The following is a 23,360-nucleotide window of genomic DNA, read 5'->3' as shown; positions in this document are numbered from 1 at the left end:
GAATTCAGCTTGGGACGGCCCGGCGCTGAATTCCTGGCCCCCACGCTCCGCCGCTGCGCGGGTCGCTGCCTCCGAGGGGGTGCACATTCAGCTTGGGACGGCCCAGCGCTGAATTCCTGGCCCCCACGCTGCGCCCCGGCGCTACCATGCTGGGCATGACCGCCGACAACCGACTTCCCCGCGACGCGCAGAGCATTCTGGAGCTGGCTGCGCGGTCCATGTTTGACCTCTTTGCCAACGCCAGCGAGGGCATGATGCTGGTGGACCGCAACGCCCGCGTGGTCTGGATCAACGACCAGTACCGGCGCTTTCTGCCGGCGCTGGGTTTTGAGCGGGAGGAAGATTTTGTCGGTCACCCGGTTTCCAGCGTGGTGCAAAACACGCTGATGCACCAGGTGCTGGCCACGGGCAAACCGATATTGATCGACCTGCTGGACAACAAGGCGGGCACGTTCGGGGTCAGCCGCATTCCGTTGCGCGACGACGCGGGCGAGGTCATTGGCGTGCTGGGCATTGTGCTGTTTGACCACCCGGAAACCACCTTGCAACCGCTGATCACCAAGTTTGCCCGGCTGGAACAAGACCTGAACGATGCCCGGCGCGAACTCGCCAGCCAGCGCCGCACGAAGTACACCTTTGCCAGTTTCGTGGGCAGCAGCCCCGCTGCGCTGGAGGTGAAGCGCCAGGCCCGGCGTGCGGCCCAGTCGTCCAGCCCGGTGCTGTTGCTGGGCGAGACCGGCACCGGCAAAGAACTGCTGGCCCACGCCATCCACGCGGCCTCGCCGCGCGCGGGCCGCCCGTTTGTGAGCGTGAACATGGCCGCCGTGCCCGATGCCTTGCTCGAAGCCGAGTTTTTTGGCGTTGCTCCCGGCGCCTACACCGGCGCCGACAAAAAGGGCCGCGACGGCAAGTTCAAGCTGGCCGACGGCGGCACGCTGTTTCTGGACGAGCTGGGCGACATGCCCATGTCGGTCCAGGTCAAGCTGCTGCGGGCGCTGCAAGAGGGCGAGGTGGAGCCGCTGGGCTCCAACAAGCTGGTGCGCTTTGACGTGCGGGTGGTGGCCGCCACCTCGCGCGACGTGCAGCAGATGGTGCGCGACGGCACCTTTCGCGAGGATCTGTATTACCGGCTCAATGTGTTGCCGGTGCGGGTGCCGCCTTTGCGCGAGCGCCGGGCCGATATTGCGCTGTTGATCGAAGCCCTGGGAGAAGACATTGCCGCGCGCGGCGGCGGCCCCCAGCTCGAACTGACCCCCGACGCCCAAGCCCTGCTGGCTGCACAGGCCTGGCGGGGCAATATCCGCGAGCTGCGCAATGTGCTGGAACAGCTGGCCTTGCGCAGCGATTCGCACCACATCGAAGCCGCGCAGGTGGTGGCCGTGCTGCAAGAGGCGGGTCTGACCGCCGTCACCTGGTCTGCGCCTGAAGCCCGGCCGGTGTCGCGCATCGAACCGCTGGGCGCCGTGGGTGCGCTGCGCCCGCTGCCAGAGCAAATTGCCGAGCTGGAGCAACAAGCCATCCGCGCGGCGCTGGCCCACACCAACGGCAACCGCACGGCGGCAGCCAAGCTGCTGGGCATTTCTCGTGCGAGCTTGTACGACCGCTTGGCCGACACCGAAAACATGTCTGAAAATTAGACGATCGTCTGAAAATCATACAACTTCAAGGGCATCAATTCGTCTGAAATTCAGACAAACCGAAAATCGGTTGGAGAAAAATCTTTATAAATCAATGATGTTTTGCACTGGCATGGAGTGTGCAATACCCGGTGTACGGCGCACAGCGCTGTGATCCTTCAACCCAGGAGACAAGACATGACACACCCCACCCGCCGCCTTGCGGTCATTGCGCTCGCCTGCACGGCCACGCTCGGTTTTGCCCAGTCCACGTCGGGCGAAATCCGCATTGCCCACGTGTACGACAAAACCGGTCCGCTGGAGGCCTACGCCAAACAGACCCACACCGGCTTGATGATGGGCTTGAACTACGCCACCGGCGGCACCATGGCAGTCAACGGCAAGAAGCTGGTCGTGATCGAGAAAGACAGCCAGTTCAAGCCCGACGTGGGTCGCGCGCAACTGGCCGCTGCCTATGCCGACGACAAGGCCGACATCGCGATTGGCCCGACCGGCTCGGGCGTGGCGCTGGCCATGCTGCCGGTGGCCGAGGAATACAAAAAGATTTTGCTGGTGGAGCCTGCCGTGGCCGACTCCATCACCGGGGACAAGTGGAACAAGTACATCTTCCGCACCGGACGCAACAGCTCGCAAGACGCCATTTCCAACGCTGTGGCGCTGGACAAAGCCGGCACCACCATCGCCACGCTGGCGCAAGACTACGCGTTTGGCCGCGATGGCGTGAAGGCGTTCAAAGAGGCGGTGAAGATCGCCAAGATCGTGCACGAGGAATACCTGCCGACCAACACCACCGACTTCACGGCCGGTGCCCAGCGCCTGATCGACAAGCTCAAAGACCAGCCTGGTCGCAAGATCATCTGGATCATCTGGGCCGGTGCGGGCAACCCGTTCAAAATTGCCGACCTGGATCTGAAGCGCTACAACATTGAAATTGCCACCGGCGGCAACATCCTGCCCGCCATGACCGCTTACAAGCAGTTCCCAGGCATGGAAGGCGCCAGTTATTACTACTTCGGCTTGCCCAAGAACCCGGTCAACGATGCCCTGGTGGCCGAGCACTACCGCCAGTTCAAGACCCCACCCGACTTCTTCACGGCGGGTGGTTTCTCCGCCGCCATGGCGGTGGTGACGGCGCTGAAGAAAACCGGCGGCGACACCAACACCAACAAGCTCATCAGCACCATGGAGGGCATGAGCTTTGAAACCCCCAAAGGCAAGATGACCTTCCGCAAGGAAGACCACCAGGCCATGCAGAGCATGTACCACTTCAAGATCAAGGTGGACCCCGCGTTTGCCTGGGGCGTGCCCGAGCTGGTGCGCGAGATCAAGCCGGAAGACATGGACATTCCGATTCGCAACAAGCGCTGAACATTGACCACCCCCGCGCCGCGCCCAAGGGCGCGTCACCCCCTCTAGGGGGCAACACCTGCGGTCCGGCGAAGCCGGTTCCGCGGTGTTCTGGACAGTCGCCGCACTGGCGGCGACTGCTTGCGCACTTGCGCTGCGCCGTCAGGCGGCGGTGCCTGGAGACTTCATGCTTGAAACCTTTGATCTCACGGTCCGCTTTGGTGGACACGTGGCGGTGAATGCTGTGTCCTGTGCTTTTCAGCCAGGCACGCTGACCGCCATCGTCGGCCCCAACGGCGCCGGCAAAACGACCTATTTCAACCTCATCTCGGGCCAGATCAAGGCCACAGCCGGGCGTGTGGTGCTGGGTGGCCAAGACATGTCGGGCCTGGGGGCGCCAGCCCGTGCTCAAGCCGGACTGGGCCGGGCGTTTCAGCTCACCAACCTGTTTCCCAACCTCACGGTGCGCGAAAACGTGCGCCTGGCGGTTCAGGCCAAGGCGGGCGCCGGGCTCAACCTCTGGCGCATCTGGAGCGACCGCAAGGACTTGCTGGAGCGCACCGACCAGGTGCTGGAAACCGTGGCGCTGGCCGACAAGCGCGACGCGCTGGCCTCCAGCCTGCCGCACGGCGACCAGCGCAAGCTGGAAGTGGGCATTTTGATGGCGCTGGAGCCGCTGGTGTTCATGTTCGACGAGCCCACTGCGGGCATGAGCGTGGACGAGGCGCCGGTGATTCTGGACCTGATCCGCAAGCTCAAGGCCGACAAGTCCAAGACCATTTTGCTGGTCGAACACAAGATGGATGTGGTGCGCGAACTCTCCGACCGCATCATCGTGCTGCACAACGGCGAGCTGGTGGCCGACGGTGACCCGGCCACGGTGATTGCGTCGCCGGTGGTGCAGCAGGCTTACCTGGGCATCAACCCCGAAGAGAAAGAAGAGGCGACTGTATGAGCCCCCACACTCCACCGCTGCGCGGGTCGTTGCCCCCCAAGGGGGCTGATCCGGCTTGGGGCGGCCCGGCACCGGATCAGACGCAGCCCTTGCTGAAACTGGATGGGGTGCACACCCACATCGGCGCGTACCACATCCTGCACGGTGTCGACTTGGTCGTGCCCCAGGGCCAACTGACCATGCTGCTGGGCCGCAACGGCGCGGGCAAGACCACCACGCTGCGCACCATCATGGGCCTGTGGCAGGCCAGCCAGGGTTCGGTGCAGCTCGATGGCCAGAACATCACCCGCCAACCCACGCCCGACATTGCGCACAGCGGCGTGGCCTATGTGCCCGAGAACATGGGCATTTTTTCCGACCTGTCGGTGCGCGAAAACATGCTGCTGGCCGCGCGCGGCGCCCGCAGCCTGGACGACATCGACACCACCCGGCTGGAATGGATTTTTGGCCTGTTTCCGGCCATGAAAAAGTTCTGGCTGCACCCGGCGGGCAAGCTCAGCGGCGGGCAAAAGCAGATGCTGGCCGTGTCGCGCGCCATCATCGAGCCGCGCAAGCTGCTGCTGATCGACGAACCCAGCAAGGGCCTGGCGCCAGCCATCATTCAAAACATGATCGAGGCCTTTCGCCAGCTCAAAGCGGCACAAACCACCATTTTGCTGGTGGAACAAAACTTCAACTTCGCCCGCCAGTTGGGCGACACGGTGGCGGTGATGGACGACGGGCGCGTGGTGCACAGCGGCAGCATGGCCGAACTCGCCGCCGACGAAGCCTTGCAGTCGCGTTTGCTCGGCCTTTCTCTCGGGAGTCACGCATGAAACAACTCAAAGAACTCGACTGGAAGCCCATGGCGCTGGTGCCCGCCCTGGCGCTGATCGCACTGCCGCTCACCGGCAGCCCGTCCACCTGGCTCACACTCACCGTGGCGGGTCTGGCCATGGGCATGATCGTGTTCATCATCGCCTCGGGCCTCACCCTGGTGTTTGGCCTGATGGACGTGCTGAACTTCGGCCACGGCGTGTTCATTGCGCTCGGTGCCTTCGTGGCCACCACCGTGCTGGCCAGCATGGGCAGCTACACCACGGCCGACAGTCTGTGGCTCAACCTGATGGCGCTGTTCCCGGCCATGCTGGTGGCCATGGCGGTGGCGGGTGCGCTGGGGCTGGCGTTTGAGCGGCTGATCATCCGCCCGGTGTACGGCATGCACCTCAAGCAAATCCTCATCACCATGGGCGGCATGATCATTGGCGAGGAGCTGATCAAGGTGTTCTGGGGCCCCGAGCAAATTCCCTTGCCGCTGCCCGAGGCCTTGCGCGGCTCGATTCTGCTGGGCGACGCGGCGGTGGCGAAATACCGGCTGCTCGCGGTGCTGGTGGGTGGCGCGGTGTTCGCCGCCATGGTCTGGACGCTCAACCGCACCAAGGTCGGCCTGCTCATTCGCGCCGGCGTGCAAGACCGCGAAATGGTCGAGTCGCTGGGCTACCGCATCAAACGCCTGTTTGTGGGTGTGTTCGTGGCCGGCAGTGCGCTGGCCGGGCTGGGCGGTGTGATGTGGGGTCTGTACCAGGAAACCGTGACGCCGCAAATGGGGCACCAGGTCAACGTGCTCATCTTCATCGTCATCATCATCGGCGGTCTGGGCTCCACGCTGGGCGCCCTCATTGGCGCGTTGCTGGTGGGGCTGATGGCCAACTACACCGGCTTCTTGTTTCCCAAAGTGGCGTTGTTTTCCAACATCGCGCTGATGGTGGCCATCTTGCTGTGGCGCCCGCAAGGCGTTTACCCGGTGACCAGCCGGTGATGAACACCTCCTTCGCTTCCCCGATCTCCGAGGTTTGACCATGCTGAACCGATTGCTTTCCAACGATTTACCGCGCAGCCGCTGGCTGGCGGCCCTGCTGCTGGTCCTGTTTCTGGGCCTGGCCTTCGCGCCTTTTCTGTTTCCGGGCGTCAAGGCGCTGAACGTGGCCGCCAAGGTGCTGGTCTTCATTGCGCTGGTGGCCAGTTTTGACCTGTTGCTGGGCTACACCGGCATCGTCAGTTTTGCCCACACCATGTTTTTCGGTATCGGGGCTTATGGCGTGGCCATTTCGCTGAATGCCGCCGAGAGCCCGAGCTGGTGGGCGCTGGGGCAGGGCGTGCTGGCCGCGTTACTGGTGTCTCTGGTGCTGTCGCTGGTGATCGGGCTGTTTTCGCTGCGGGTCAAGGCCATCTTTTTTGCCATGATCACGCTCGCCGTGGCCACCGCGTTCCTCACGCTGGCCTCGCAGTTGTCCGACTTCACCGGCGGTGAAGATGGCCTGAGCTTTTCGGTGCCCGAACTGCTGACCCCCGGCTTTGCGCTGATGGAAGAGCCGCTGCAAACGCCGCTGGGCGAGGTGGACCTGAATGGCCGTTTCATCACCTATTACCTGATCTTCGGGACGGTCACCGCCATTTTCCTGACGCTGCTGCGCATCGTGAATTCGCCCTTTGGCCGGGTGCTGCAGGCCATCCGCGAAAACGACTTTCGCGCCGAGGCGCTGGGCTACCGCACCGTGGTCTACCGCACGCTGTCCAACGTGTTGTCGGCCAGCTTCGCCACGCTGGCAGGCTGTTTGCTGGCCATCTGGCTGCGCTACAACGGGCCCGACACCTCGCTCTCGTTCGAGATCATGCTCGACATCTTGCTCATCGTCGTGATCGGCGGCATGGGCACGATGTACGGCGCGGTCATTGGCAGCGTGCTGTTTGTGCTGGCCCAAAGTTACCTGCAAGACCTGCTGCGCCTGGCCGGCGGCGCCACCGAAGGCCTGCCGCTGTTGCCCGCCTTGCTCACGCCCGACCGCTGGTTGCTCTGGCTCGGCGTGCTGTTTGTGCTGTCGGTGTATTACTTTCCCAGTGGAGTGGTGGGCAAGCTGAGGGAAAGGGCCGCCCGCCCGCCGCGTGCCCGGCCAGCGGGTGGGGCGGCCAGCCCTGCGCAGCCCACCGCACGGCGCCCCTGAGTTGTTTGCCCACACGCGGCTTTCTTTCCAGTCACCGGGTCTGAACACCATGAACACCCCCGTCATCCCACAGTCGCGTTACCTGAACTGCGAAGGCCGCGAAATCCACTTCATGGACTGGGCACCCGCTGCGGTGGTCCAACCCCCGGCCTGCCCGGTGGTGATCGCCTGGCACGGCCTGGCCCGCACCGGGCGCGACATGGACGCGCTGGCCGCGCACCTGGTGGGCTACGGGTACCGCGTCATCTGTCCCGACACCATTGGCCGGGGCTTGAGCGAATGGAGCCCGGTACCCGAGGCGGAGTACTGCCTGGCGTTTTACGCCCGCCTGGCCACCGCGCTGGCCGACCAGCTGGGGTTGGCGCGCTTTCACTGGGTGGGCACCTCCATGGGCGGCGCCATTGGCATGGTGTGCGCAGCCGGCGCCTTGCAAGGGCGCATTCAGCGCCTGGTGCTCAACGACATCGGCCCGCAGCTGGCCACGGCGGCGGTGGACCGCATCCGCAGCTACGCGGGCAGCCCGGCCAGTTTTGCCACCGTGAGCGAGCTGGAAGCCTACTTTCGCACCGTCTACAAGCCCTACGGTTACCTGACCGACGCGCAGTGGACGCTGCTCACCGAAAGCTCCACCCGCCGCCTGCCCAACGGCCGCGTGACGCCGCACTACGACCCGGCCATGGTGATGCAGTTCACCCACCACCCGGCCGACTACGACCGGTGGGACGACTACGACCGCATCACCGTCCCCGTGCTGTGCCTGCGCGGTGCCGATTCAGACCTGCTGCTGCCCGACACCGCAGAAGCCATGCGCGACCGCGGCCCGCGCGCGCTGGTGGTCACCATCGCGGGCTGCGGGCATGCGCCAGCGCTGAATGTGCCGGAGCAGCTGGAACTGGTTGGGCGGTTTTTGGCGGGGCAGTGAGTATTGGATTGAGGGCGCATCGTCGGGCCGCGCTTCATGGGTCGTGAGATCAATGATGAATAGTTCAACCTGTTTCGCAATGTCGCGTGGCGTCGCAAGCTCGAAAAGCGATTTGTAGTGGGGATCGTTCGCACCTAGGTGACCATCACCCTACCTCCGCCATTCCATCCTCCTCCTGTCTGAAGAGATCCCGATCCGGAGGGGTCATGATTGCCAAATATTCCCTTGATGGAATATTCTTTGTGCGCTATATTTGTGCATAACTTGGGATGTTGAATACACAGACGAATTCGGTAACTGGTGGGCCAGCCTAACTGAAGACGAGCAGGTGTCGGTGGCTGCCTCCGTGCAGTTGCTGGAAACACGAGGACCCGCGTTGGGGCACCCGCACAGCAGCGGTATCCATGGCTCCAGACACGGACATATGCGTGAACTTCGCACCCAACATGCTGGGCGACCGTTTCGCACGCTGTACGCATTCGATCCACGCCGCATGGCGATTCTCTTGATTGGCGGCGACAAGACGGGCGATGATCGCTGGTACGACGTTAATGTGCCGATGGCCGACTAGTTGTACGACCAGCACCTCGTACAACTTCGACGTGAAGGAGCGATAGATGGCTAAAAAATTTACAGAACTGCGCGCAGGTATGAGCCAGGCTGCACGCGAGAAGGCCGATGGCATGGCCCGGCAGATGTTGGCTGAAATGCCCCTCAACGAACTGCGACAGGCCCGAGGCCTGTCTCAAAAGATGCTGGCCGAAGTGCTGCATGTGCAGCAGCCATCGATTGCCAAGCTCGAAAAGCGAACCGACATGTACTTGTCCACACTGCGCAGCCACATCGAGGCTATGGGCGGGGAACTGGATGTGATTGCACGGTTTCCAGACGGCTCGGTCAAGATCAGCAACTTTACCGATTTGGGCGCCATTCCAACGTCATCCACCCCGGCCTGAAGGCTGAGGCTTGAAGTAGCAATAGCGAAGGATGGCTGCATGAATGCCGCATCAACGAGGTGGTGCAGCAAATCCGCTTCGCATCAGGAGATGAGTTGCAGGCCACTTTGAACAATTACATGCGGACCTACAACCACCACATCCCGCAGCGCTCTCTGGGGCATCTTTCTCCGGTGGATGCACTCAAATAATCGGGGTCAGGTTCTAATTTCTAGATTCTGCAGCGTGGCTACTGAAAATTCGAATCTGACCCTGTATTTTCTGAACGCGAGCACCAATGCACCCTGCCGCAATGCCCATCTGGGCTGTGCTCTGATTAGCTTGCCGCTGCGTATGGCGTGCCGTGGGGGGTGCCGAGTTCTTCATGTTTGGCAAAATTTGCCATGGAAGCCTTTTTTGCCTACATTGACGGCCATGAGCACCATGAACATCTCCTTGCCCGACACACTGAAATCTTTCGTGGATGAGCAGGTCAGCCAGCGCGGCTACGGTACGAGCAGCGAGTACGTGCGCGAGCTGATCCGGCGCGACCAGGACCGTCAACACTTGAGGGGCCTGTTGCTGGCCGGTGCGGCATCGCCTTCGGTTCAGGAAGCAACGCCTGCGTATTTCGACGGCTTGCGGCAAGGGCTTCGCGGTGGTGTTCAGGCCCCGCGCAAGAACAGCACCCGACAGGGCGCATGAGCTTGACCAAGCCGGTCAGGCTGCGGGCTCTGGCCGTGACAGACGTGGACGATGCCATCCGCTACTACCTGCAGGAGGCTGGGCCTGATGTGGCGCTGGGCTTCATCGACGGGCTGGAGCAGGCCTACACACACCTGGGCCGCCAACCCGGCACAGGTTCACCGCGCTACGCGCAAGAACTGAACCTGCCCGGCCTGCGCAGTTGGCCGCTCAGCCGGTATCCGTACATCGTGTTTTACGCCGAGCAGTCTGACCATGTGGACGTGTGGCGGGTGCTGCACAGCGCGCGCGATATGCCGGCTTGGCTTTCGGAGGGCGACCCGGCCTTGCCCTGACCCGGCTGAAGCAGTGGGCGTTGCTCACCGACAGCTCCCCCGGTCTCCATTGCGGGCTGTGGACATGCACCGGCGCTGAATGTGCCGGTGCATCTGAAGCTGGCGAGGCGGTTTTTAGAGGGGCGGCGAGTGTTGGTTTTAGGGCTGATCGTCGCGGTGCGCTTGAGGGCACATCCCGACCCGGAGCGGGCACTGGTCTTGCTCTGAGGCGGTCGCCCAAAGGCTTTGGGTAGGGCGATACACTTCTAAAAATTACCTACGGAGGATGAATGGCACAAGCGCAGTGGAAGACCCAGAGCTTCGAACCGAAGAAACTCCAACTCGACCCTCAAAATCCACGCATCGAAGTTGAAAAGAACGCCACCCAAGAGCAAATCCGCTTAAAGCTGCTTGAACTTGAGGACGTGCTCGATCTGGCTCGTGGCATCGAGCGCAATAATGGATTGTTCTACGGTGAGCGCATCATCGTGGTCGAAGAAGCGGGGAAAGCGGTTGTTCTTGAAGGCAATCGGCGAGTTGCCGCTTGCCAGATGTTGCTTAGTCCCGCGCTTGTTCCTGCGAACTTCAAATCACGCTTCCCAAAAGCCTCCGCACAGACGAAGGCGGCCATACGGTCGATTCCGGCAGATGTCAGCCCCAGCAGAGCCGTAGCCGAACCCATCTTGACGAAGCGGCACACAGAGCAGAGCGCGAAGCCCTGGTCGCCGGTTGCCAAGATGCGCCGTGCCGTGCGCTTGCTGGACACTCACTCCGTTGAAGAGGTTGCCCAGCTGCTTGGCACGTCAATAGGGCAAGTCAGAAAACTCATCAGACCATACCGTCTCTTAAAACTGGCTCTGGGACTCGCGGTATGGACCCCCGACGAGCGGCGCGTCCTTGAAGACGAGAAGCTGAAGACGAACCCATACACGCGTTTGTTCACCCTTGCAGCAACCAAGGAAGCACTACGAGCGCACTTCGATGACGATCAGAATATCCTCAGCGGGCTGGCTGAGGAGAAATTTCGGAACGAGTTAGAACGGATCGCTCGTGACTTTTTGATTCCTGATCCTGCGAATGGTGGGAAGCCGAAGTGCGACACCCGAACTGATCCGGCCGAGTACTTCGCGGAACTGCTCGCAGAAAATAAAGCTCAGGGTTGGACGTTGAGCGGCGCACAGGGGAGTGCGACTGGTCAAGCGGCCAGCGGATCAGCGAGCAAACCGTCTGCTGCACCGGCAGCGGCTGTTAAAACTTCGACGAAACCTCAAGGTACGGCCCAAGGCACTGCTACGCAACCTCAAACGCCGAAGGCATCTGTCTTTTTCGAAAACCTGCAATGTCATGTTCAGGACGACATACTGATCAAACTCTCGGGGGAACTGAAGAGTATCAACCACATCAAGATGCCTGTTGCTGCATCGCTGTTGTTGCGGGCCACTTTTGAATGCGCCCTTGTGTATCGCATTCGGAAGGCCAAGAAGTGGGGCGACGTAATGGCACAGCAGAAGCAAGGCAAGCAACCAGGTCGTGACCCTGGTCTTGGCGACTTGATCACATTTGCATCTGTACATGCCAACGGCGTTTTCGTAGAGCAAAACATGTGCAAAACCTTGGCGTCCGGCACCACAAAAAGTGCTAAAAACTACCTGGATTCGATGACTCATATGAAATTCCAAGAGGCCGACCCGCCGACGCTCGCCTCCGTCGCAAATAACATCCGCGCAGTCATTCAGTACATCCTCAATGGCAACTAAAAGGGCACAACCCAATATCTCGGGTCTATTAGCGAGAGATCCCCCGAGTCCTCTCCGGTACCCTGGTGGCAAGTCACTGTTGTCTACCTACATCAGCGGCGTGCTGGAGGAGAACCTTCTCGCTGGGTGCACCTTTTACGAGCCATATGCAGGGGGAGCCTCAGTCTCCCTGGACCTGTTACGCATGGGCTTCGTGGACAAGGCGGTTTTGGTTGAACGCGATCCCTTGGTTTTTGCATTCTGGCATTCAGTTTTTAACGCGACCGAGGCCTTGTGTGCGGCCATTGAGACGTGCCCAGTGACGCTGGAGACATGGCATGCCCTTCAGGCAACGAAAGCTGTTGACGACCCGACGAAGTCAACATATACGCTTTTGCAACTTGGGCTTGCTGGACTGTTTTTCAATCGAACAAACTTCTCTGGGATCATCGGGGCCGGGCCAATAGGAGGGCAGGCACAGACGTCCGCCTACAAAATTAACTGCCGCTTCAACAAGACCGCATTGGTCAGGCAGATTAAGGCGGCATCCCTTCTTGCACCTCGCGTATCGGTTCACTTTGGCGATGCCCTGACATTTCTGCGGAAGAACGCCGCCAAGATTTCTGCGGGCTTCTCGTTCGTTTACATCGACCCGCCCTACTACACACAGGGCCGAAAGCTCTACCGCCACCACTACACAGATACTGACCACGTGATACTGGCCGGATACATCACATCCCAAGGATATCCGTGGCTGGTCAGCTACGACGATCATCCGCGCATCCGTGAACTGTACGCATCAAAGCAGATGCAGCCCATCTACTTGGACTACAAGGTCAAGTCATCTCGAACAGCGCAGGAGTTGGTGATCTCGAACCTAGTGATTCCTCCCCCTGTTTACGTGGGCTCTCCAGACTTGGTGCATTCGACTGTCCAAATTGAGTAGGCGATCAAATCTACGGTCCACCGCCCATGCTTTGCTGCTCCACGGACAACGCTACTCAAGCTTGCCGTTTGGCGCGCGGAGGGATTCGCCACAGATCTAGCTTGAGCAACTAGGATCTGAATGAGCTTCGGTGAGAAGGGTGGCGGGGAGCAGGTCGGACTGTCAGGTCTATGGTGCAGAGCCAAGTGTTTCAAAATGGCCGTCCGCAGTCAGCCAGAAGCTTCAGGTCAACAAACGCAACCGCCGTAGAGCGGTCCGGCAGCGTGCCGAGATGCGTGGTTTCAATGGGTGGAGAGCTCCACCCAAGCCCCCTCAATCCTTCGCCCCCATCCCCAAAGCCCGCTCCCGGCTGGCCTTCAGCGCCATCGGGTCATCAGCCTGTTTCGTCGGCCAGCCTTGCAGGTGGTTTTCCACCAGGTCGGTCAGGGCGCGAATCCAGTCGGGGCTGTCGTTCAGGCAGTCGATGTAGCTGAACTGCTGGCCGCCGGCGTGCAGGAACGCCTCGCGCGCTTCCATGTTGATTTCTTCCAGCGTTTCCAGGCAGTCGCTGGTGAAGCCGGGGCACACCACGTCCACGCTCTTTACGCCTTGCTGGCCCAGGGCAATCAGGGTGGGCTCGGTGTAGGGCTCCAGCCATTTGGCTTTGCCAAAGCGCGACTGGAACGTGACCTTGTAGCGGTCTTTGGCCAGGCCCAGCTTTTCGGCCAGCAGGCGGCCGGTCTTGTGGCATTCGCAGTGGTAGGGGTCGCCCAGCTCCAGGGTGCGCTGGGGCACGCCGTGAAAGCTCATCACCAGCTGCTCGCTCTGGCCGTGGTGCAGCCAGTGGTGTTGCACCTTTTTGGCCAGCGCTTCGATGTAGCCCGGGTCGTCGTGGTAGCGGTTGATGAAGCGCATCTCAGGCAGCTGGCGGGCCTTCAGGCCCCACAGCGCCACGCCGTCGAACACGCTGGCGGTGGTGGTGCCGCTGTATTGCGGGTAGGCGGGCACCAGCAGCACGCGGGTCATGCCCTGGGCTTTCAGCTCGTCGAGCACCGCAGGAATGGACGGGTTGCCGTAGCGCATGGCGTAGCGCACCGTGACCTGGTGGCCGCGCTCGCCCAGGTAGCCGCGCAGCAGCGTGGCCTGTTTGTCGGTCCACACCTTCAGGGGTGAGCCTTCGGGGGTCCACACCGTGGCGTATTTCGCCGCCGACTTTTTGGGGCGCACGCGCAGGATGATGCCGTGCAGGATGAGCCACCAGATGGGCTTGGGAATTTCGACGACGCGGTGGTCGCCCAGAAACTCGGCCAGGTAGCGGCGCACGGCCGGGGCGGTGGGTTCGTCGGGTGTGCCCAGGTTGCACAGCACAATGGCCGTGCGCGCGGCTTGACCATGCGAAAAGGGAGGTTCTTTGTGAAATGCCATGCGCTATTCTCCCGCAGACATGAAGACCCCCGACGCCACTCCCCCAACCGACCACCCCACGCCCGCCGGGCTCGACGTGTCGCGCATCCGCGCCATCACGCTCGATCTGGACGACACCCTTTGGCCGATCTGGCCCACCATCACCCGGGCTGAAAACGTGTTGCAGGCCTGGCTGGCCGACCACGCGCCCGCCACCGCCGCGCTGTGCACCACGCCCGGTGCGCTGCGCGAGGTGCGCAACCACATGAACACCACCCGACCCGACCTGGCGCACGACATGAGCGCGCTGCGTCGCGAGTCCATTCGCCTGGTGTTGCAGCGCGCGGGCGACGACCCGGCGCTGGCCGAGCCGGCGTTTGAGGTGTTTTTTGCCGAGCGCCAGCGCGTGGAGCTGTTTGCTGACGCTTTGCCCGCGCTGACCTTTCTGAGCAGCCGTTTCCCGGTGGTGGCCGTGACCAACGGCAACGCCGACGTGCACCGGGTGGGCTTGGGTGCGCATTTTGTGGCGGCGCTCAGCGCGCGCGAATTCGGCGTGGGCAAGCCCGATCCGCGCATTTTTCATGCCGCTGCCGAGGCCGCTGGGGTGAGCGCCGCGCAGGTGCTGCACATTGGCGACGATGCCCACCTGGACGGCGTGGGCGCGCTCAACGCCGGCATGCAGGCGGCCTGGCTGAACCGCGAAGGCCAGCCCTGGGCCCATGGGCCGCAGCAACCCCACACCACCGTGGCCGACTTGCTGGCGCTGTGTCGCCAGCTGGGCTGACCGTTTTGTTCACACATTTGCACACGTCCCCACCATGAGCCTCACCATTTACGGCATTCCCGCGTCACGCGCCGTGCGCCCCCTGTGGGCCGCCACCGAACTCGGCCTGAACTTTCAACACGTCAACCTGCCGTACCAGGGCGGTGCCACCCGCACGCCCGAGTTTCTGGCGCTCAACCCCAATGGCCACATTCCGGTGGTGGTGGACCAGCGGCCGCCGGAGCAGGGCGGTGAGGTGGTGGTGTGGGAAAGCATGGCCTGCGCGCTGTACATTGCGCGCCACCACGGCCAGCCCGATGGCGTGGGCATCACCCCGGCCAACCCGCGCGAAGACGCCGAGGCCCTGCGCTGGAGCTTCTGGGTGGTGACCGAAGCCGAGGCCGACGGGCTCACCGTGCTGATGCACCGCATGGTCATGCCTTCTGAGCGGCGCAAGCCGGAGCTGGCCGAGGCCGCCGAGCGCCGACTCGCTGTGCCATTCCGGGTGATCGAGCAGCATCTGGAGCGCCAGCGAAGCGCTGGCATGGCCCACCTGGCGGCAGACCGCTTCACCGTGGCCGATCTGTGTGTGGCCAGCGTGCTCAACTGGGCGCGCCCAGCCCATGGCCTCATGGCCGTGCACCCGCTCACCCACCAGTGGATCGTGCGCTGCATGGAGCGGCCCGCGCAGCTGGCGGTCAAGGCCCTGGGAAAGGCTTGATGCGGCAAGCTGGGGGGCGAAGTTCGGTGGCACCCTGGCCAAAAACCGGTACCAGCGCAGAGGTTGAGTGAAAGACTCAGATATCGTTATATGAAAAGCCGCAGTATTTGCGTGCGAAATAGATAAAAAGCTATATTAAGTGGCTAAGTTCAATCCAACGCCCTGTTGGTTGAGCGGCTGGTCACCTTGGTTGCAGCAGCGTTCGTTTTCTCCAGGTCGTTGGGTGTGCTTATCGCATCCATCGGCGCCGCGCGTCGGTGGGTTCCTCACAGCGACACCGGAGAAAACGCATGAAACCCACCCCCCAACTGGCTTTGGCCCTGATCGCCTCGGCGGCACTGATGGCCGCCTGCGGCAAAAAAGACGAAGCGCCAGCCGTGGCCGATCCGTCCGCCGCTGCCGTCTGCGGCAAGGTCACGGTAGCCAACATGACCTGGCAATCGGCCGAAGTGCTGGCCAACATCGACAGCATCATTTTGTCCAAGGGCTACGGCTGCGAGGTGGAACTGGTGCCGGGCGACACCATGCCCACGCTGACCGCCATGATGGAAAAGGGCCAGCCCGACGTGGCGCCCGAGGCCTGGATCAACGCCGTGCGCCAGCCGCTGGACGCCGCCGTGGCCGAAGGCAAGCTGCACTACGCAGCCCGCTCGCTGACGGACGGTGGCGTCGAAGGCTGGTGGATTCCCCAATACGTGGCCGATGCCCACCCCGCCATCAAGACCATTGACGACGCGCTGAAGCACCCCGAGCTGTTTCCCTCGTCTGAGAACAAAGGCAAGGGCGCGGTACACAACTGCCCGTCGGGCTGGAACTGCCAGATCACGACCGACAACGCCTTCAAGGCCTGGGGTGGCACGGCCAAAGGTTTCGTGCTGCTGGACACCGGCTCGGCCGCTGGCCTGGACGGCTCCATCGCCAAGGCCTACGAGCGCAAAGAAGGCTGGCTGGGCTACTACTGGGCACCCACCTCAATTCTGGGCAAGTACGCGATGGTGAAGCTCGACGCCGGCGTGCCGCATGACAAAGACGCTTTTGAGGCCTGCAACACCAAGGCCGACTGCGACAAGCCGACCAAGACCGACTGGGCCCGCGCCGAGGTGTTCACCGTGGTGACCGACCGCTTCCAGAAAGAAGGCGGCCCGGCCGTGGCCTACCTGAACCAGCGCGCCTGGGGCAACGACACGGTCAACGGCCTGCTGGCCTGGATGAGCGACAACCAGGCCACCGGTGCCGACGGTGCGACCCATTTCCTCAAAACCCAGCCTGAAATCTGGACCCCCTGGGTGTCGCCCGACGTGGCTGAAAAGATCAAGGCGGCGCTGTAAAGCGCACCGCTGTCAGATGGCGTGGCCGGGTGCTCACAACCCGGCCTCGTCGCCCCGCGGCCGGCGCCCTTCAAGGCGCCGTGTCGCCGTTCTTTTTGTTCAGCCCAAGGAGAGACCATGCCCTGGCTCAATGAATTTCCCTCGCTGGGGTCGGAGACGCTCAGCGCCATGCGCCGCTCCATCGACGGCAGCTTTCGCAACTTCACCCGCGAATATGGCGAGCCGCTGGAGCGTTTGTTCGACCCCCTGCGCGACTTTCTGCTGTTTTCCGAGCGGCTGCTGACCCAGTCGCCCTGGCCCGCTGTGGTGGGCGTGATCGCCCTGATTGCCTGGCTGGCTTCGCGCTCGTGGAAGATCGTTGTCGGCACCGTGGTCACCTTGCTGTTGATCGGGTTCTTTGGCATGTGGGACGACACCATGAAGACCATTTCCATGATCTTCGTGTGCACCCTGGTGGCCCTGGTGGTGGGCTTGCCCATTGGCATTGCCATGAGCCGCTGGGATCGCTTGCAAAAACTCATCAGTCCAACGCTGGACGTGATGCAGACCATGCCCAGTTTTGTGTATCTGATTCCCGTGGTGATGCTGCTGGGCATTGGCCGTGTGCCGGGCCTGATCGCGGTGGTGATCTACGCCATTCCGCCGGTGATCCGCTTCACCAACCTGGGCATTCGCCTGGTCAACAAAGACCTGCTGGAAGCGGCCGACGCCTTTGGCGCGTCCACCTGGCAAAAGATGAGCAAGGTGCAGTTGCCGCTGGCGCTGCCCACCATCATGGCGGGCGTCAACCAGACCATCATGCTGTCGCTGGCCATGGTGGTGATCGCTTCCATGATCGGCGTGCAGGGCCTGGGCCAGCCGGTGCTCAGAGCCATCTCCAACCAGTATTTCACGCTGGGGGTGCTCAATGGCCTGGCCATTGTGGGCATCGCCATTATTTTTGACCGCGTGTCGCAGGCCTATGGCAAGCGGCTGCAGCGGCACCTGGAGGTTGTGCATGGTTGACTCCCTACAAACCGCCGCGCCGTCTGCCAACCCGCAGGCCACGCCCACGGGCATTTCGATTCGCCACCTGTACAAGATCTTTGGCCCCACGCCCGACAAGTTCCTGGAGGCCGTGCAGCAAGGCATGAGCAAGCAGGAACTGCGCGACACGCACGGCCATGTGCTGGGCCTGCGCGACATCAACATCGACATGCCGGCGGGCGGCATTCAGGTGGTGATGGGCCTGTCCGGTTCGGGCAAGAGCACGCTGATCCGCCACATCAACCGCCTGATCGACCCCACATCGGGCGAGCTGCGGGTGCCGGTGGACGGGCGCGAGGTGGACGTGGTGAAGATGAACCAGCGCGAGCTGCTGCGTTTTCGGCGCGAGCAGACCGCCATGGTGTTCCAGAACTTTGCGCTGTTTCCGCACTACACGGTGCTGGAAAACGCCGAATACGGCTTGCAGGTGCAGGGCATCAAGCAGAAGAAACGGCGCGAAAGCGCCCTGCGCTGGATCGAGCGTGTGGGACTCAAAGGCTATGAAGACAGCTACCCCAACCAGCTCTCGGGCGGCATGCAGCAGCGCGTGGGCTTGGCCCGGGCGCTCACCAACGACGCGCCCATCTTGCTGATGGACGAGGCGTTTTCCGCGCTCGACCCGCTGATTCGCAGCGACATGCAAAGCGTGTTGCTGGACCTGCAGCAAGAGATTGGCAAAACCGTGGTGTTCATCACCCACGACCTGGACGAGGCCTTGCGCCTGGGCGACCGCATTGCGATTCTGCGCGACGGCGAAGCGGTGCAGCAGGGCACCGGGCAGCAGATCGTGCTGAAACCGGCCAACGACTACATTGCCAGCTTTGTGCGCGATGTGAACCGCGGCCGCGTGATCCGCTCGCGCACGCTCATGGTGCCGGGCGCCCGGGTGGACGGCCCCGATGTGGACCCGAGCCTGGTGATTGAAGAAGTGGCCCGCCTGCTGAGTGCCGACAACAAGGAGGTTGCCAATGTCGTCACCAGCAAAGGCAGGCACCTGGGCACGCTGAGCATGGGCGACATCATCGGCGCCATCGTGCCGCCCAACCCGGAGGCGGTTTCAGCACCGTCGGTCTGACCAGGCTTCACACCCCCAAAAAGCGGCGGGCCCTTGAGGCCCGCCGCTTTTTTTCAGACCATCAGCCGCTCACCAGCCCCAGAGCAGGGACTTGGCGATCCAGCCACCCGGGCCTTCGGCGCGGTCCACCCGCACCCAGTCGGCGCGTTTTTCTTGGGTGCGCAGCACCTCGCCATAGTCGGCCTTGCCGACCAGGCGGTGCTGCGTGCCCGGCCCGCTGCGGATGTTGGCCACCTTGGCCTTCACCACGTGGTGCGGCGCTTTGCCTGTGAGCGAGCGCGCCACCCAGCCCGTATCGCCCTCGAAATCGCGCACCTGCAGCCAGTTGCCCTGGCGCTGCGTGATCTGTAGCGGGTACCCTTTTTTCAGCTCCCACAAGACTGGCGCGTTGGTGCCGGGGCCGCTGCGCATGTTGAGCGAGCTGCCGCTCACACTGACCATCTGCTGGGCCGGTTGGGCCTGCAGCAGGGGGCTGGCGCAGAGTGCGGCGATGCACAGGCTGGCAGCGGTGAGGCGGCGTCGGGTGGGGGTGGACCAGGTCATCAGCAGAGGCTCCTTTTCTCTCGGTTGCAAGGGTGGGGGGTTCCAGCATTGAAAAACCCAGCCCATGGGAACAGCACCCGCCCCAGAGGTTCCCCTGAACATACCCTGCCGGGCGGGGGGCCGCCGCTGCTTCAGGGCCGGTTGCGGCGCGAGCGACCAGTGGCCCCTGCGCGCTGGCAGGCGCGGCGGTAGGCCAGCAGCGCGTGGGCGGCGCGCCCAAGCACGCTCTCTTGCGGGTAGCTCACCGGTTCGCCCGGTGCCGTGGGCAGGCCCGAGGCCATACCGGTCATGAGCGCCAGCCCGTCGTCGACCCGGGCGGCGGTGTGGATGTGAAAGCGGCCTTGCGCCACCGCGTCCACCACGGCGGGGTCGAGCATCAGGTGGCGCAGGTTGCGCGCGGGGATCAGCACGCCTTGCTGGCCGTCCAGCCCGGCGGCTTCGCACACGCGAAACCAGCCCTCTATTTTTTCGTTGATGCCGCCCACCGGCAGCACCTCGCCGTGCTGGTTGAGCGCACCGGTCACGGCAATGCCCTGCAGCAGCGGCACGCCCGCCAGCGACGAGAGCACCGCAAACAGCTCGGCGCATGAAGCGGAGTCGCCTTCCACGCCGTGGTATTCCTGCTCGAACACGATGGAGGCGTTCAGCGCCAGCGGCGCCAGGTGAGCAAACAGGGCGGTGAGGTAGCTGTGCAGAATCAACACGCCTTTGTCGTGGATGGGGCCCGACATGTCCACCTCGCGCTCGATGTTGAGCAGCCCCTGGTTGCCGGCGTGGGTGCGCGCGCTCACGCGCACCGGCAGGCCAAAGCGCCAGTCGCCCAGGTCGATCTGTGTCAAACCGTTGATCTGGCCGATTTCGCTGCCCTGGCAGGTGATCAGCCGTTCACCGTCGGCAATCGATTCGCGCAGGCGCTGCTCGGGGTAGTCGTGGCGCAGCCGGCGCGCGGCCAGGGCGGCATCCACGTCGGCGGCATCCACGCGGTGGGCGGCACGGCTACGGCACAGTGCGGCACTTTCCACCACCAGCGCTTCGGTGCGCGCAAAAATGGCGCTCTGGCGGGCCTGGTCGTCCACCTCGCGGTGGGCGTCTTCCAGCAGGCGGGCCACGGCCGCGGCCGAAAGGGGCGGCAAACCGTGCTTGCGGCAGGTGTGGGCCACAAACACGGCGGTGGACTGGCGGGTGCCGTCGGTGGGTGCGAAGCTTTCGGCAAAGTCCACCTTCACACGAAAGCGCCGGGCGAACTCGGGGTCGCCTTCCTGCAGCGCGTAGTAGTGCTCCACCGAACCGATCAGGATGAGCTTGACCTCGGCGTCCACCGCCTCGGGCTGCAGCGACACCGCCGCCATGGGCATGAGCGCTGCGCCGGGCTCTTCAATTTGCACCCGCCCGCAGCGCAGGTAGCGGCGCATCTTTTCCCAGGCTTGCGGGTCGGTGAGCAGGTCGCGCAGGTGCAGCAGCAAAAAGCCCCCGTGCGCTTTCAGCAGACTGCCGGCGCGCACGCGCGAAAAGTCGGTCATCAACACGTCTTCTTCGGCCTGGTATTCGATGCTGCCAAACAGCGCGTGCGTGACCGGGTTGTCTTCCACGATCACCGGCGCGCCACCCAGGCCGCTGTTGTCCACCACCACATTGACCTGGTAGCGCATGAGCAGCTGTTCCAGCGCGGCCAGGCGTTGTTCGTCGTCTTCGTCCTGCACGATGAAGAGTTCAATGTGCTCCAGCACGTCGTGCAACACGCGGTCGAGGTAGTGGCCGAGCTTCACCGAGTCCTTGATCTGCTTTTTCAGGCTGACCCGGATGTCCTGCAATGCGTGGTCGAGCAGGGGCTTGACCACCTGGCGGCGCAGCGCGGCCAGGCCTTCGTTCATCACGCGGGCCATGGGCCGGGTTTTTTCCAGAAACTGCCCAATCTGTTCGCGCAGTTCGGCTTCTGCCTGGTCCACTTCGGCGCGGCGCTCGCGCGAAAGGCTGTGGGCCTCGGCCGCGGTCAGCGCGTTGCCGCTGTCGCCCATGAGCGTGAAAACCAGGTGACCTTCTTCGCGAAACAGGTGAAAGTGGCGGGCTTCTGCAAACGCCTCCAGCGCGGCAAAGGCGCGCGATTCTTCGCTCTTGTAGGTGTTTTCAATGCGCTCGCTCTCGGCCTTGAAGTCCTCGCTGTCCAGCCGCAAAGGCACCTCGCGTTGCAGGGTTTTGCACAGCTGCTGCATCAGCTGGCGCAGCTGACGGCCCTGGCCGGGTGGCATGCGCAGGGCGCGCGGGCGCTCCGGCGTGTCAAAGTTGTGCAGGTAACACAGGTCGGGCGGCACCGGTCGGGTGGCGGCCACGCTGTGCGCCAGCTCGCGCAGCAGGGTGGACCGGCCACTGCCCACCTCGCCCAGCACAAACAGGTGGTAGTCGGGCTGGTCCATCGCCATGCCAAAGCGCGCGGCTTTTTCGGCGCGCTCCTGGCCAATCCAGGGCACGGGCTGCGCCAGCAACTCGCTGGTGTCTTGAAAACCCAGCGTGGCGGGGTCGATGGTCAGCCGAAGCTGTTGGGGCTGGAGTGCGGTGGTGGGCATGCAGACCTTTCTACCGGCGAGGCCGGCCGTTGCCGTTGATGTGTGTCAAAGCCGCTGTGTGGCCAGTTGAATCACCTGGGACTTGCGCAAAGATCGGTTCCACAACGGTATTGACCACAATATCCAGCATCATTCAAGGCTGACGATACACGACTGGGTTGTTCCACATGAAATTCATCCACGCCGCCGACCTGCACCTGGACAGCCCCTTGCGGGGGTTGTCGGCTTACCCCGATGCGCCCGCCGAACGCCTGCGCACCGCCACCCGCGATGCGTTTCACAACCTGGTGACGTGCGCGATGGAAGAGCCGGTGGACTTCATGGTCATTGCCGGCGATGTGTACGACGGCGACTGGAAAGACTTCAACACCGGCTTGTTCTTCATCAAGCAAATGGGGCGGCTGCGCCAGGCCGGCATACCGGTGTTTCTGCTGCACGGCAACCACGACGCCGAAAGCGACATGACGCGCAGCCTGGATTTGCCCGACAACGTGCAAGTGTTCTCTGCGCGCAAGGCCGACACGTTTTGCCTGGCGCAGCACAAGGTGGCGCTGCACGGCCGCAGCTTCAAGGTGGCGGCCACCACCGAGAACCTGCTGCCGGGTTACCCCGCGCCGGTGCCGGGCTGGCTCAACATTGGCGTGTTGCACACGGCGCTGGAGGGCAACAGCGAGCACGCCCAATACGCACCCTGTTCGGTGGTCGAACTGCAGGCCAAGGGCTACCAGTATTGGGCGCTGGGCCATGTGCACGAGCATTGGGTGCAGCGCGGTGATGTCACCATTGCCTACCCGGGCAATTTGCAAGGCCGCCACATCCGCGAACTGGGCGAGCGCGGTGCGCTGTTGGTCACGGCGCAAGACGGCGACATCACCGCCGTGGAGCGCCTGGCGGTGGATGTGTTGCGCTGGCACCTGCTGGACATCGACATTGCCCCGGTGGCCGACGGGCGCAGCGCCGTGCGCCTGGTGGGGCAGGCCCTGGAACGCCTGCTGAGCGACACACCGGTGCACCTGCCGCTGGCGGTGCGGGTGGTGTTCAAAGGCCGCTCTGCCGCGCATGCCGACCTGGTGGCCGACGAGGGCCAGTTGCGCCAGGAGGTGATTGCGCAGGCCGTGGCGCTGGACGCCGAGCGCATTTGGATCGAAAAAGTGCGATTGGCCAGCGAACCCCTGGCTGCCGCCTGCAGCAGCGCCGACGACGAAACCCAGGGCGCGCTGGCCGAGCTGGAGAGTCTGGCGCTGTCGGCCCAGGACGACCCCGACTTTGTGCGCGCTTTGCAGGCCGACTGGCAGGCCCTGCTGGAAAAACTGCCACACGAGGTGCTGCAAGCCACGCCCGAGCTGTCTTTGCTGCGCCAGGACCCCGCCGCCCAGGTGCCCGAACGCATCCGCCAGGCCACGCCCGTGCTGATGGCCCGGGTGGGCCAAGACGCCCGCGCTTCAGCCACGGCATCCGCCAACACACCCACCTGATCCGCAG

At 63.4% G+C, this 23,360-nt stretch carries 22 protein-coding genes; 19 read left to right on the top strand and 3 right to left on the bottom strand.

What is annotated here, in order from left to right; translation table 11 throughout:
* Positions 1 to 155: 155 nt before the first annotated feature.
* The 13 genes from Q7J58_RS09020 to Q7J58_RS08960 all read left to right on the top strand — a co-directional run bounded on the left by Q7J58_RS09020 (position 156) and on the right by Q7J58_RS08960 (position 12,478).
* The gene (locus Q7J58_RS09020; RefSeq protein WP_304826527.1) at positions 156 to 1,637 is read left to right on the top strand and encodes a sigma 54-interacting transcriptional regulator; all 1,482 of its coding nucleotides are present in this window, start codon (positions 156 to 158) and stop codon (positions 1,635 to 1,637) included.
* Between the two features lie 177 nt (positions 1,638 to 1,814).
* Entirely contained in the window at positions 1,815 to 3,005 is a 1,191-nt protein-coding gene (locus Q7J58_RS09015; protein ID WP_304826453.1) for a substrate-binding domain-containing protein, read from the top strand.
* A 166-nt stretch (positions 3,006 to 3,171) separates the two neighbouring features.
* Positions 3,172 to 3,939, top strand: a complete 768-nt coding sequence (locus Q7J58_RS09010; RefSeq protein ID WP_304826450.1) for an ABC transporter ATP-binding protein — start codon at positions 3,172 to 3,174, stop codon at positions 3,937 to 3,939.
* A complete protein-coding gene (locus Q7J58_RS09005; RefSeq protein WP_304826447.1) occupies positions 3,936 to 4,754 on the top strand; it encodes an ABC transporter ATP-binding protein in 819 nt (272 codons plus the stop codon). Before Q7J58_RS09010 ends, Q7J58_RS09005 begins: the two co-directional genes overlap by 4 nt.
* A complete protein-coding gene (locus tag Q7J58_RS09000; RefSeq protein WP_304826444.1) occupies positions 4,751 to 5,737 on the top strand; it encodes a branched-chain amino acid ABC transporter permease in 987 nt (328 codons plus the stop codon). The genes Q7J58_RS09005 and Q7J58_RS09000 overlap by 4 nt, the downstream gene beginning before the upstream one ends.
* 40 nt (positions 5,738 to 5,777) lie before the next feature.
* The gene (locus Q7J58_RS08995) at positions 5,778 to 6,920 is read left to right on the top strand and encodes a branched-chain amino acid ABC transporter permease (protein ID WP_304826441.1); all 1,143 of its coding nucleotides are present in this window, start codon (positions 5,778 to 5,780) and stop codon (positions 6,918 to 6,920) included.
* Positions 6,921 to 6,969: 49 nt separating this feature from the next.
* Positions 6,970 to 7,842: an alpha/beta hydrolase gene (locus tag Q7J58_RS08990; RefSeq protein ID WP_304826439.1), complete on the top strand. Its 873-nt coding sequence runs from the start codon at positions 6,970 to 6,972 to the stop codon at positions 7,840 to 7,842.
* 259 nt (positions 7,843 to 8,101) lie between these two features.
* Positions 8,102 to 8,413: a type II toxin-antitoxin system RelE/ParE family toxin gene (locus Q7J58_RS08985; protein WP_304826524.1), complete on the top strand. Its 312-nt coding sequence runs from the start codon at positions 8,102 to 8,104 to the stop codon at positions 8,411 to 8,413.
* 46 nt (positions 8,414 to 8,459) lie between these two features.
* Positions 8,460 to 8,798, top strand: a complete 339-nt coding sequence (locus Q7J58_RS08980) for an XRE family transcriptional regulator (RefSeq protein WP_304826436.1) — start codon at positions 8,460 to 8,462, stop codon at positions 8,796 to 8,798.
* Between the two features lie 414 nt (positions 8,799 to 9,212).
* Complete coding sequence (locus Q7J58_RS08975) at positions 9,213 to 9,482, top strand: type II toxin-antitoxin system ParD family antitoxin (protein ID WP_304826433.1); 270 nt, start codon at positions 9,213 to 9,215, stop codon at positions 9,480 to 9,482.
* Positions 9,479 to 9,817 (top strand): type II toxin-antitoxin system RelE/ParE family toxin, encoded by a 339-nt coding sequence (locus Q7J58_RS08970; RefSeq protein ID WP_304826430.1) that lies wholly within the window; start codon positions 9,479 to 9,481, stop codon positions 9,815 to 9,817. Before Q7J58_RS08975 ends, Q7J58_RS08970 begins: the two co-directional genes overlap by 4 nt.
* Positions 9,818 to 10,086: 269 nt before the next feature.
* Entirely contained in the window at positions 10,087 to 11,553 is a 1,467-nt protein-coding gene (locus Q7J58_RS08965) for a hypothetical protein (RefSeq protein WP_304826428.1), read from the top strand.
* A complete protein-coding gene (locus tag Q7J58_RS08960; protein WP_304826425.1) occupies positions 11,543 to 12,478 on the top strand; it encodes a DNA adenine methylase in 936 nt (311 codons plus the stop codon). The genes Q7J58_RS08965 and Q7J58_RS08960 overlap by 11 nt, the downstream gene beginning before the upstream one ends.
* A 312-nt stretch (positions 12,479 to 12,790) precedes the next feature.
* On the opposite strand, the gene hemH is transcribed toward Q7J58_RS08960, so the two are convergent.
* Complete coding sequence (gene hemH, locus Q7J58_RS08955) at positions 12,791 to 13,882, bottom strand: ferrochelatase (RefSeq protein ID WP_304826422.1); 1,092 nt, start codon at positions 13,880 to 13,882, stop codon at positions 12,791 to 12,793.
* 19 nt (positions 13,883 to 13,901) lie between these two features.
* Here hemH and Q7J58_RS08950 point away from each other — a divergent pair, with 19 nt between their 5' ends.
* The 5 genes from Q7J58_RS08950 (at position 13,902) to Q7J58_RS08930 (ending at position 18,774) form a co-directional block, all read left to right on the top strand.
* Positions 13,902 to 14,645 (top strand): HAD-IA family hydrolase, encoded by a 744-nt coding sequence (locus Q7J58_RS08950; protein WP_304826419.1) that lies wholly within the window; start codon positions 13,902 to 13,904, stop codon positions 14,643 to 14,645.
* 34 nt (positions 14,646 to 14,679) lie between these two features.
* Positions 14,680 to 15,345 (top strand): glutathione S-transferase family protein, encoded by a 666-nt coding sequence (locus Q7J58_RS08945; protein ID WP_304826416.1) that lies wholly within the window; start codon positions 14,680 to 14,682, stop codon positions 15,343 to 15,345.
* 290 nt (positions 15,346 to 15,635) lie between these two features.
* On the top strand, positions 15,636 to 16,673 hold the full coding sequence (locus Q7J58_RS08940) for an ABC transporter substrate-binding protein (protein WP_304826414.1): 1,038 nt from the start codon (positions 15,636 to 15,638) through the stop codon (positions 16,671 to 16,673).
* A gap of 117 nt (positions 16,674 to 16,790) precedes the next feature.
* Positions 16,791 to 17,678, top strand: coding sequence for a proline/glycine betaine ABC transporter permease (locus tag Q7J58_RS08935; protein WP_304826411.1), 888 nt, complete (start codon positions 16,791 to 16,793; stop codon positions 17,676 to 17,678).
* Entirely contained in the window at positions 17,671 to 18,774 is a 1,104-nt protein-coding gene (locus Q7J58_RS08930; protein ID WP_304826408.1) for a glycine betaine/L-proline ABC transporter ATP-binding protein, read from the top strand. The genes Q7J58_RS08935 and Q7J58_RS08930 overlap by 8 nt, the downstream gene beginning before the upstream one ends.
* Before the next feature lie 69 nt (positions 18,775 to 18,843).
* Here Q7J58_RS08930 and Q7J58_RS08925 read toward each other — a convergent pair whose 3' ends face one another.
* Together Q7J58_RS08925 and Q7J58_RS08920 are read right to left on the bottom strand one after the other, a co-directional pair.
* A complete protein-coding gene (locus Q7J58_RS08925; RefSeq protein ID WP_304826406.1) occupies positions 18,844 to 19,317 on the bottom strand; it encodes an SH3 domain-containing protein in 474 nt (157 codons plus the stop codon).
* A 131-nt stretch (positions 19,318 to 19,448) separates the two neighbouring features.
* Positions 19,449 to 21,878, bottom strand: a complete 2,430-nt coding sequence (locus Q7J58_RS08920; protein WP_304826403.1) for an AAA family ATPase — start codon at positions 21,876 to 21,878, stop codon at positions 19,449 to 19,451.
* 167 nt (positions 21,879 to 22,045) lie between these two features.
* Between Q7J58_RS08920 and Q7J58_RS08915 the strand changes: the two genes are divergently transcribed.
* Positions 22,046 to 23,353, top strand: coding sequence for a metallophosphoesterase (locus Q7J58_RS08915; RefSeq protein WP_304826400.1), 1,308 nt, complete (start codon positions 22,046 to 22,048; stop codon positions 23,351 to 23,353).
* Positions 23,354 to 23,360 lie beyond the last annotated feature (7 nt).

The sequence above is a fragment of the Hydrogenophaga sp. genome (assembly GCF_030656115.1).
Taxonomy (GTDB): Bacteria; Pseudomonadota; Gammaproteobacteria; order Burkholderiales; family Burkholderiaceae_C; genus Hydrogenophaga.
This window is presented reverse-complemented; position numbering and strand designations above follow the sequence as displayed.

Excerpts from the sequence above, each read along its gene's own strand:
- Q7J58_RS09020 (WP_304826527.1), top strand. The coding sequence starts at position 156 with ATGACCGCCGACAACCGACTTCCCCGCGACGCGCAGAGCATTCTGGAG.
- Q7J58_RS09015 (WP_304826453.1), top strand. The coding sequence starts at position 1,815 with ATGACACACCCCACCCGCCGCCTTGCGGTCATTGCGCTCGCCTGCACG.
- Q7J58_RS09010 (WP_304826450.1), top strand. The coding sequence starts at position 3,172 with ATGCTTGAAACCTTTGATCTCACGGTCCGCTTTGGTGGACACGTGGCG.
- Q7J58_RS09005 (WP_304826447.1), top strand. The coding sequence starts at position 3,936 with ATGAGCCCCCACACTCCACCGCTGCGCGGGTCGTTGCCCCCCAAGGGG.
- Q7J58_RS09000 (WP_304826444.1), top strand. The coding sequence starts at position 4,751 with ATGAAACAACTCAAAGAACTCGACTGGAAGCCCATGGCGCTGGTGCCC.
- Q7J58_RS08995 (WP_304826441.1), top strand. The coding sequence starts at position 5,778 with ATGCTGAACCGATTGCTTTCCAACGATTTACCGCGCAGCCGCTGGCTG.
- Q7J58_RS08990 (WP_304826439.1), top strand. The coding sequence starts at position 6,970 with ATGAACACCCCCGTCATCCCACAGTCGCGTTACCTGAACTGCGAAGGC.
- Q7J58_RS08980 (WP_304826436.1), top strand. The coding sequence starts at position 8,460 with ATGGCTAAAAAATTTACAGAACTGCGCGCAGGTATGAGCCAGGCTGCA.
- Q7J58_RS08975 (WP_304826433.1), top strand. The coding sequence starts at position 9,213 with ATGAGCACCATGAACATCTCCTTGCCCGACACACTGAAATCTTTCGTG.
- Q7J58_RS08970 (WP_304826430.1), top strand. The coding sequence starts at position 9,479 with ATGAGCTTGACCAAGCCGGTCAGGCTGCGGGCTCTGGCCGTGACAGAC.
- Q7J58_RS08965 (WP_304826428.1), top strand. The coding sequence starts at position 10,087 with ATGGCACAAGCGCAGTGGAAGACCCAGAGCTTCGAACCGAAGAAACTC.
- Q7J58_RS08960 (WP_304826425.1), top strand. The coding sequence starts at position 11,543 with ATGGCAACTAAAAGGGCACAACCCAATATCTCGGGTCTATTAGCGAGA.
- hemH (WP_304826422.1), bottom strand. The coding sequence starts at position 13,882 with ATGGCATTTCACAAAGAACCTCCCTTTTCGCATGGTCAAGCCGCGCGC.
- Q7J58_RS08950 (WP_304826419.1), top strand. The coding sequence starts at position 13,902 with ATGAAGACCCCCGACGCCACTCCCCCAACCGACCACCCCACGCCCGCC.
- Q7J58_RS08945 (WP_304826416.1), top strand. The coding sequence starts at position 14,680 with ATGAGCCTCACCATTTACGGCATTCCCGCGTCACGCGCCGTGCGCCCC.
- Q7J58_RS08940 (WP_304826414.1), top strand. The coding sequence starts at position 15,636 with ATGAAACCCACCCCCCAACTGGCTTTGGCCCTGATCGCCTCGGCGGCA.
- Q7J58_RS08935 (WP_304826411.1), top strand. The coding sequence starts at position 16,791 with ATGCCCTGGCTCAATGAATTTCCCTCGCTGGGGTCGGAGACGCTCAGC.
- Q7J58_RS08930 (WP_304826408.1), top strand. The coding sequence starts at position 17,671 with ATGGTTGACTCCCTACAAACCGCCGCGCCGTCTGCCAACCCGCAGGCC.
- Q7J58_RS08925 (WP_304826406.1), bottom strand. The coding sequence starts at position 19,317 with ATGACCTGGTCCACCCCCACCCGACGCCGCCTCACCGCTGCCAGCCTG.
- Q7J58_RS08920 (WP_304826403.1), bottom strand. The coding sequence starts at position 21,878 with ATGCCCACCACCGCACTCCAGCCCCAACAGCTTCGGCTGACCATCGAC.
- Q7J58_RS08915 (WP_304826400.1), top strand. The coding sequence starts at position 22,046 with ATGAAATTCATCCACGCCGCCGACCTGCACCTGGACAGCCCCTTGCGG.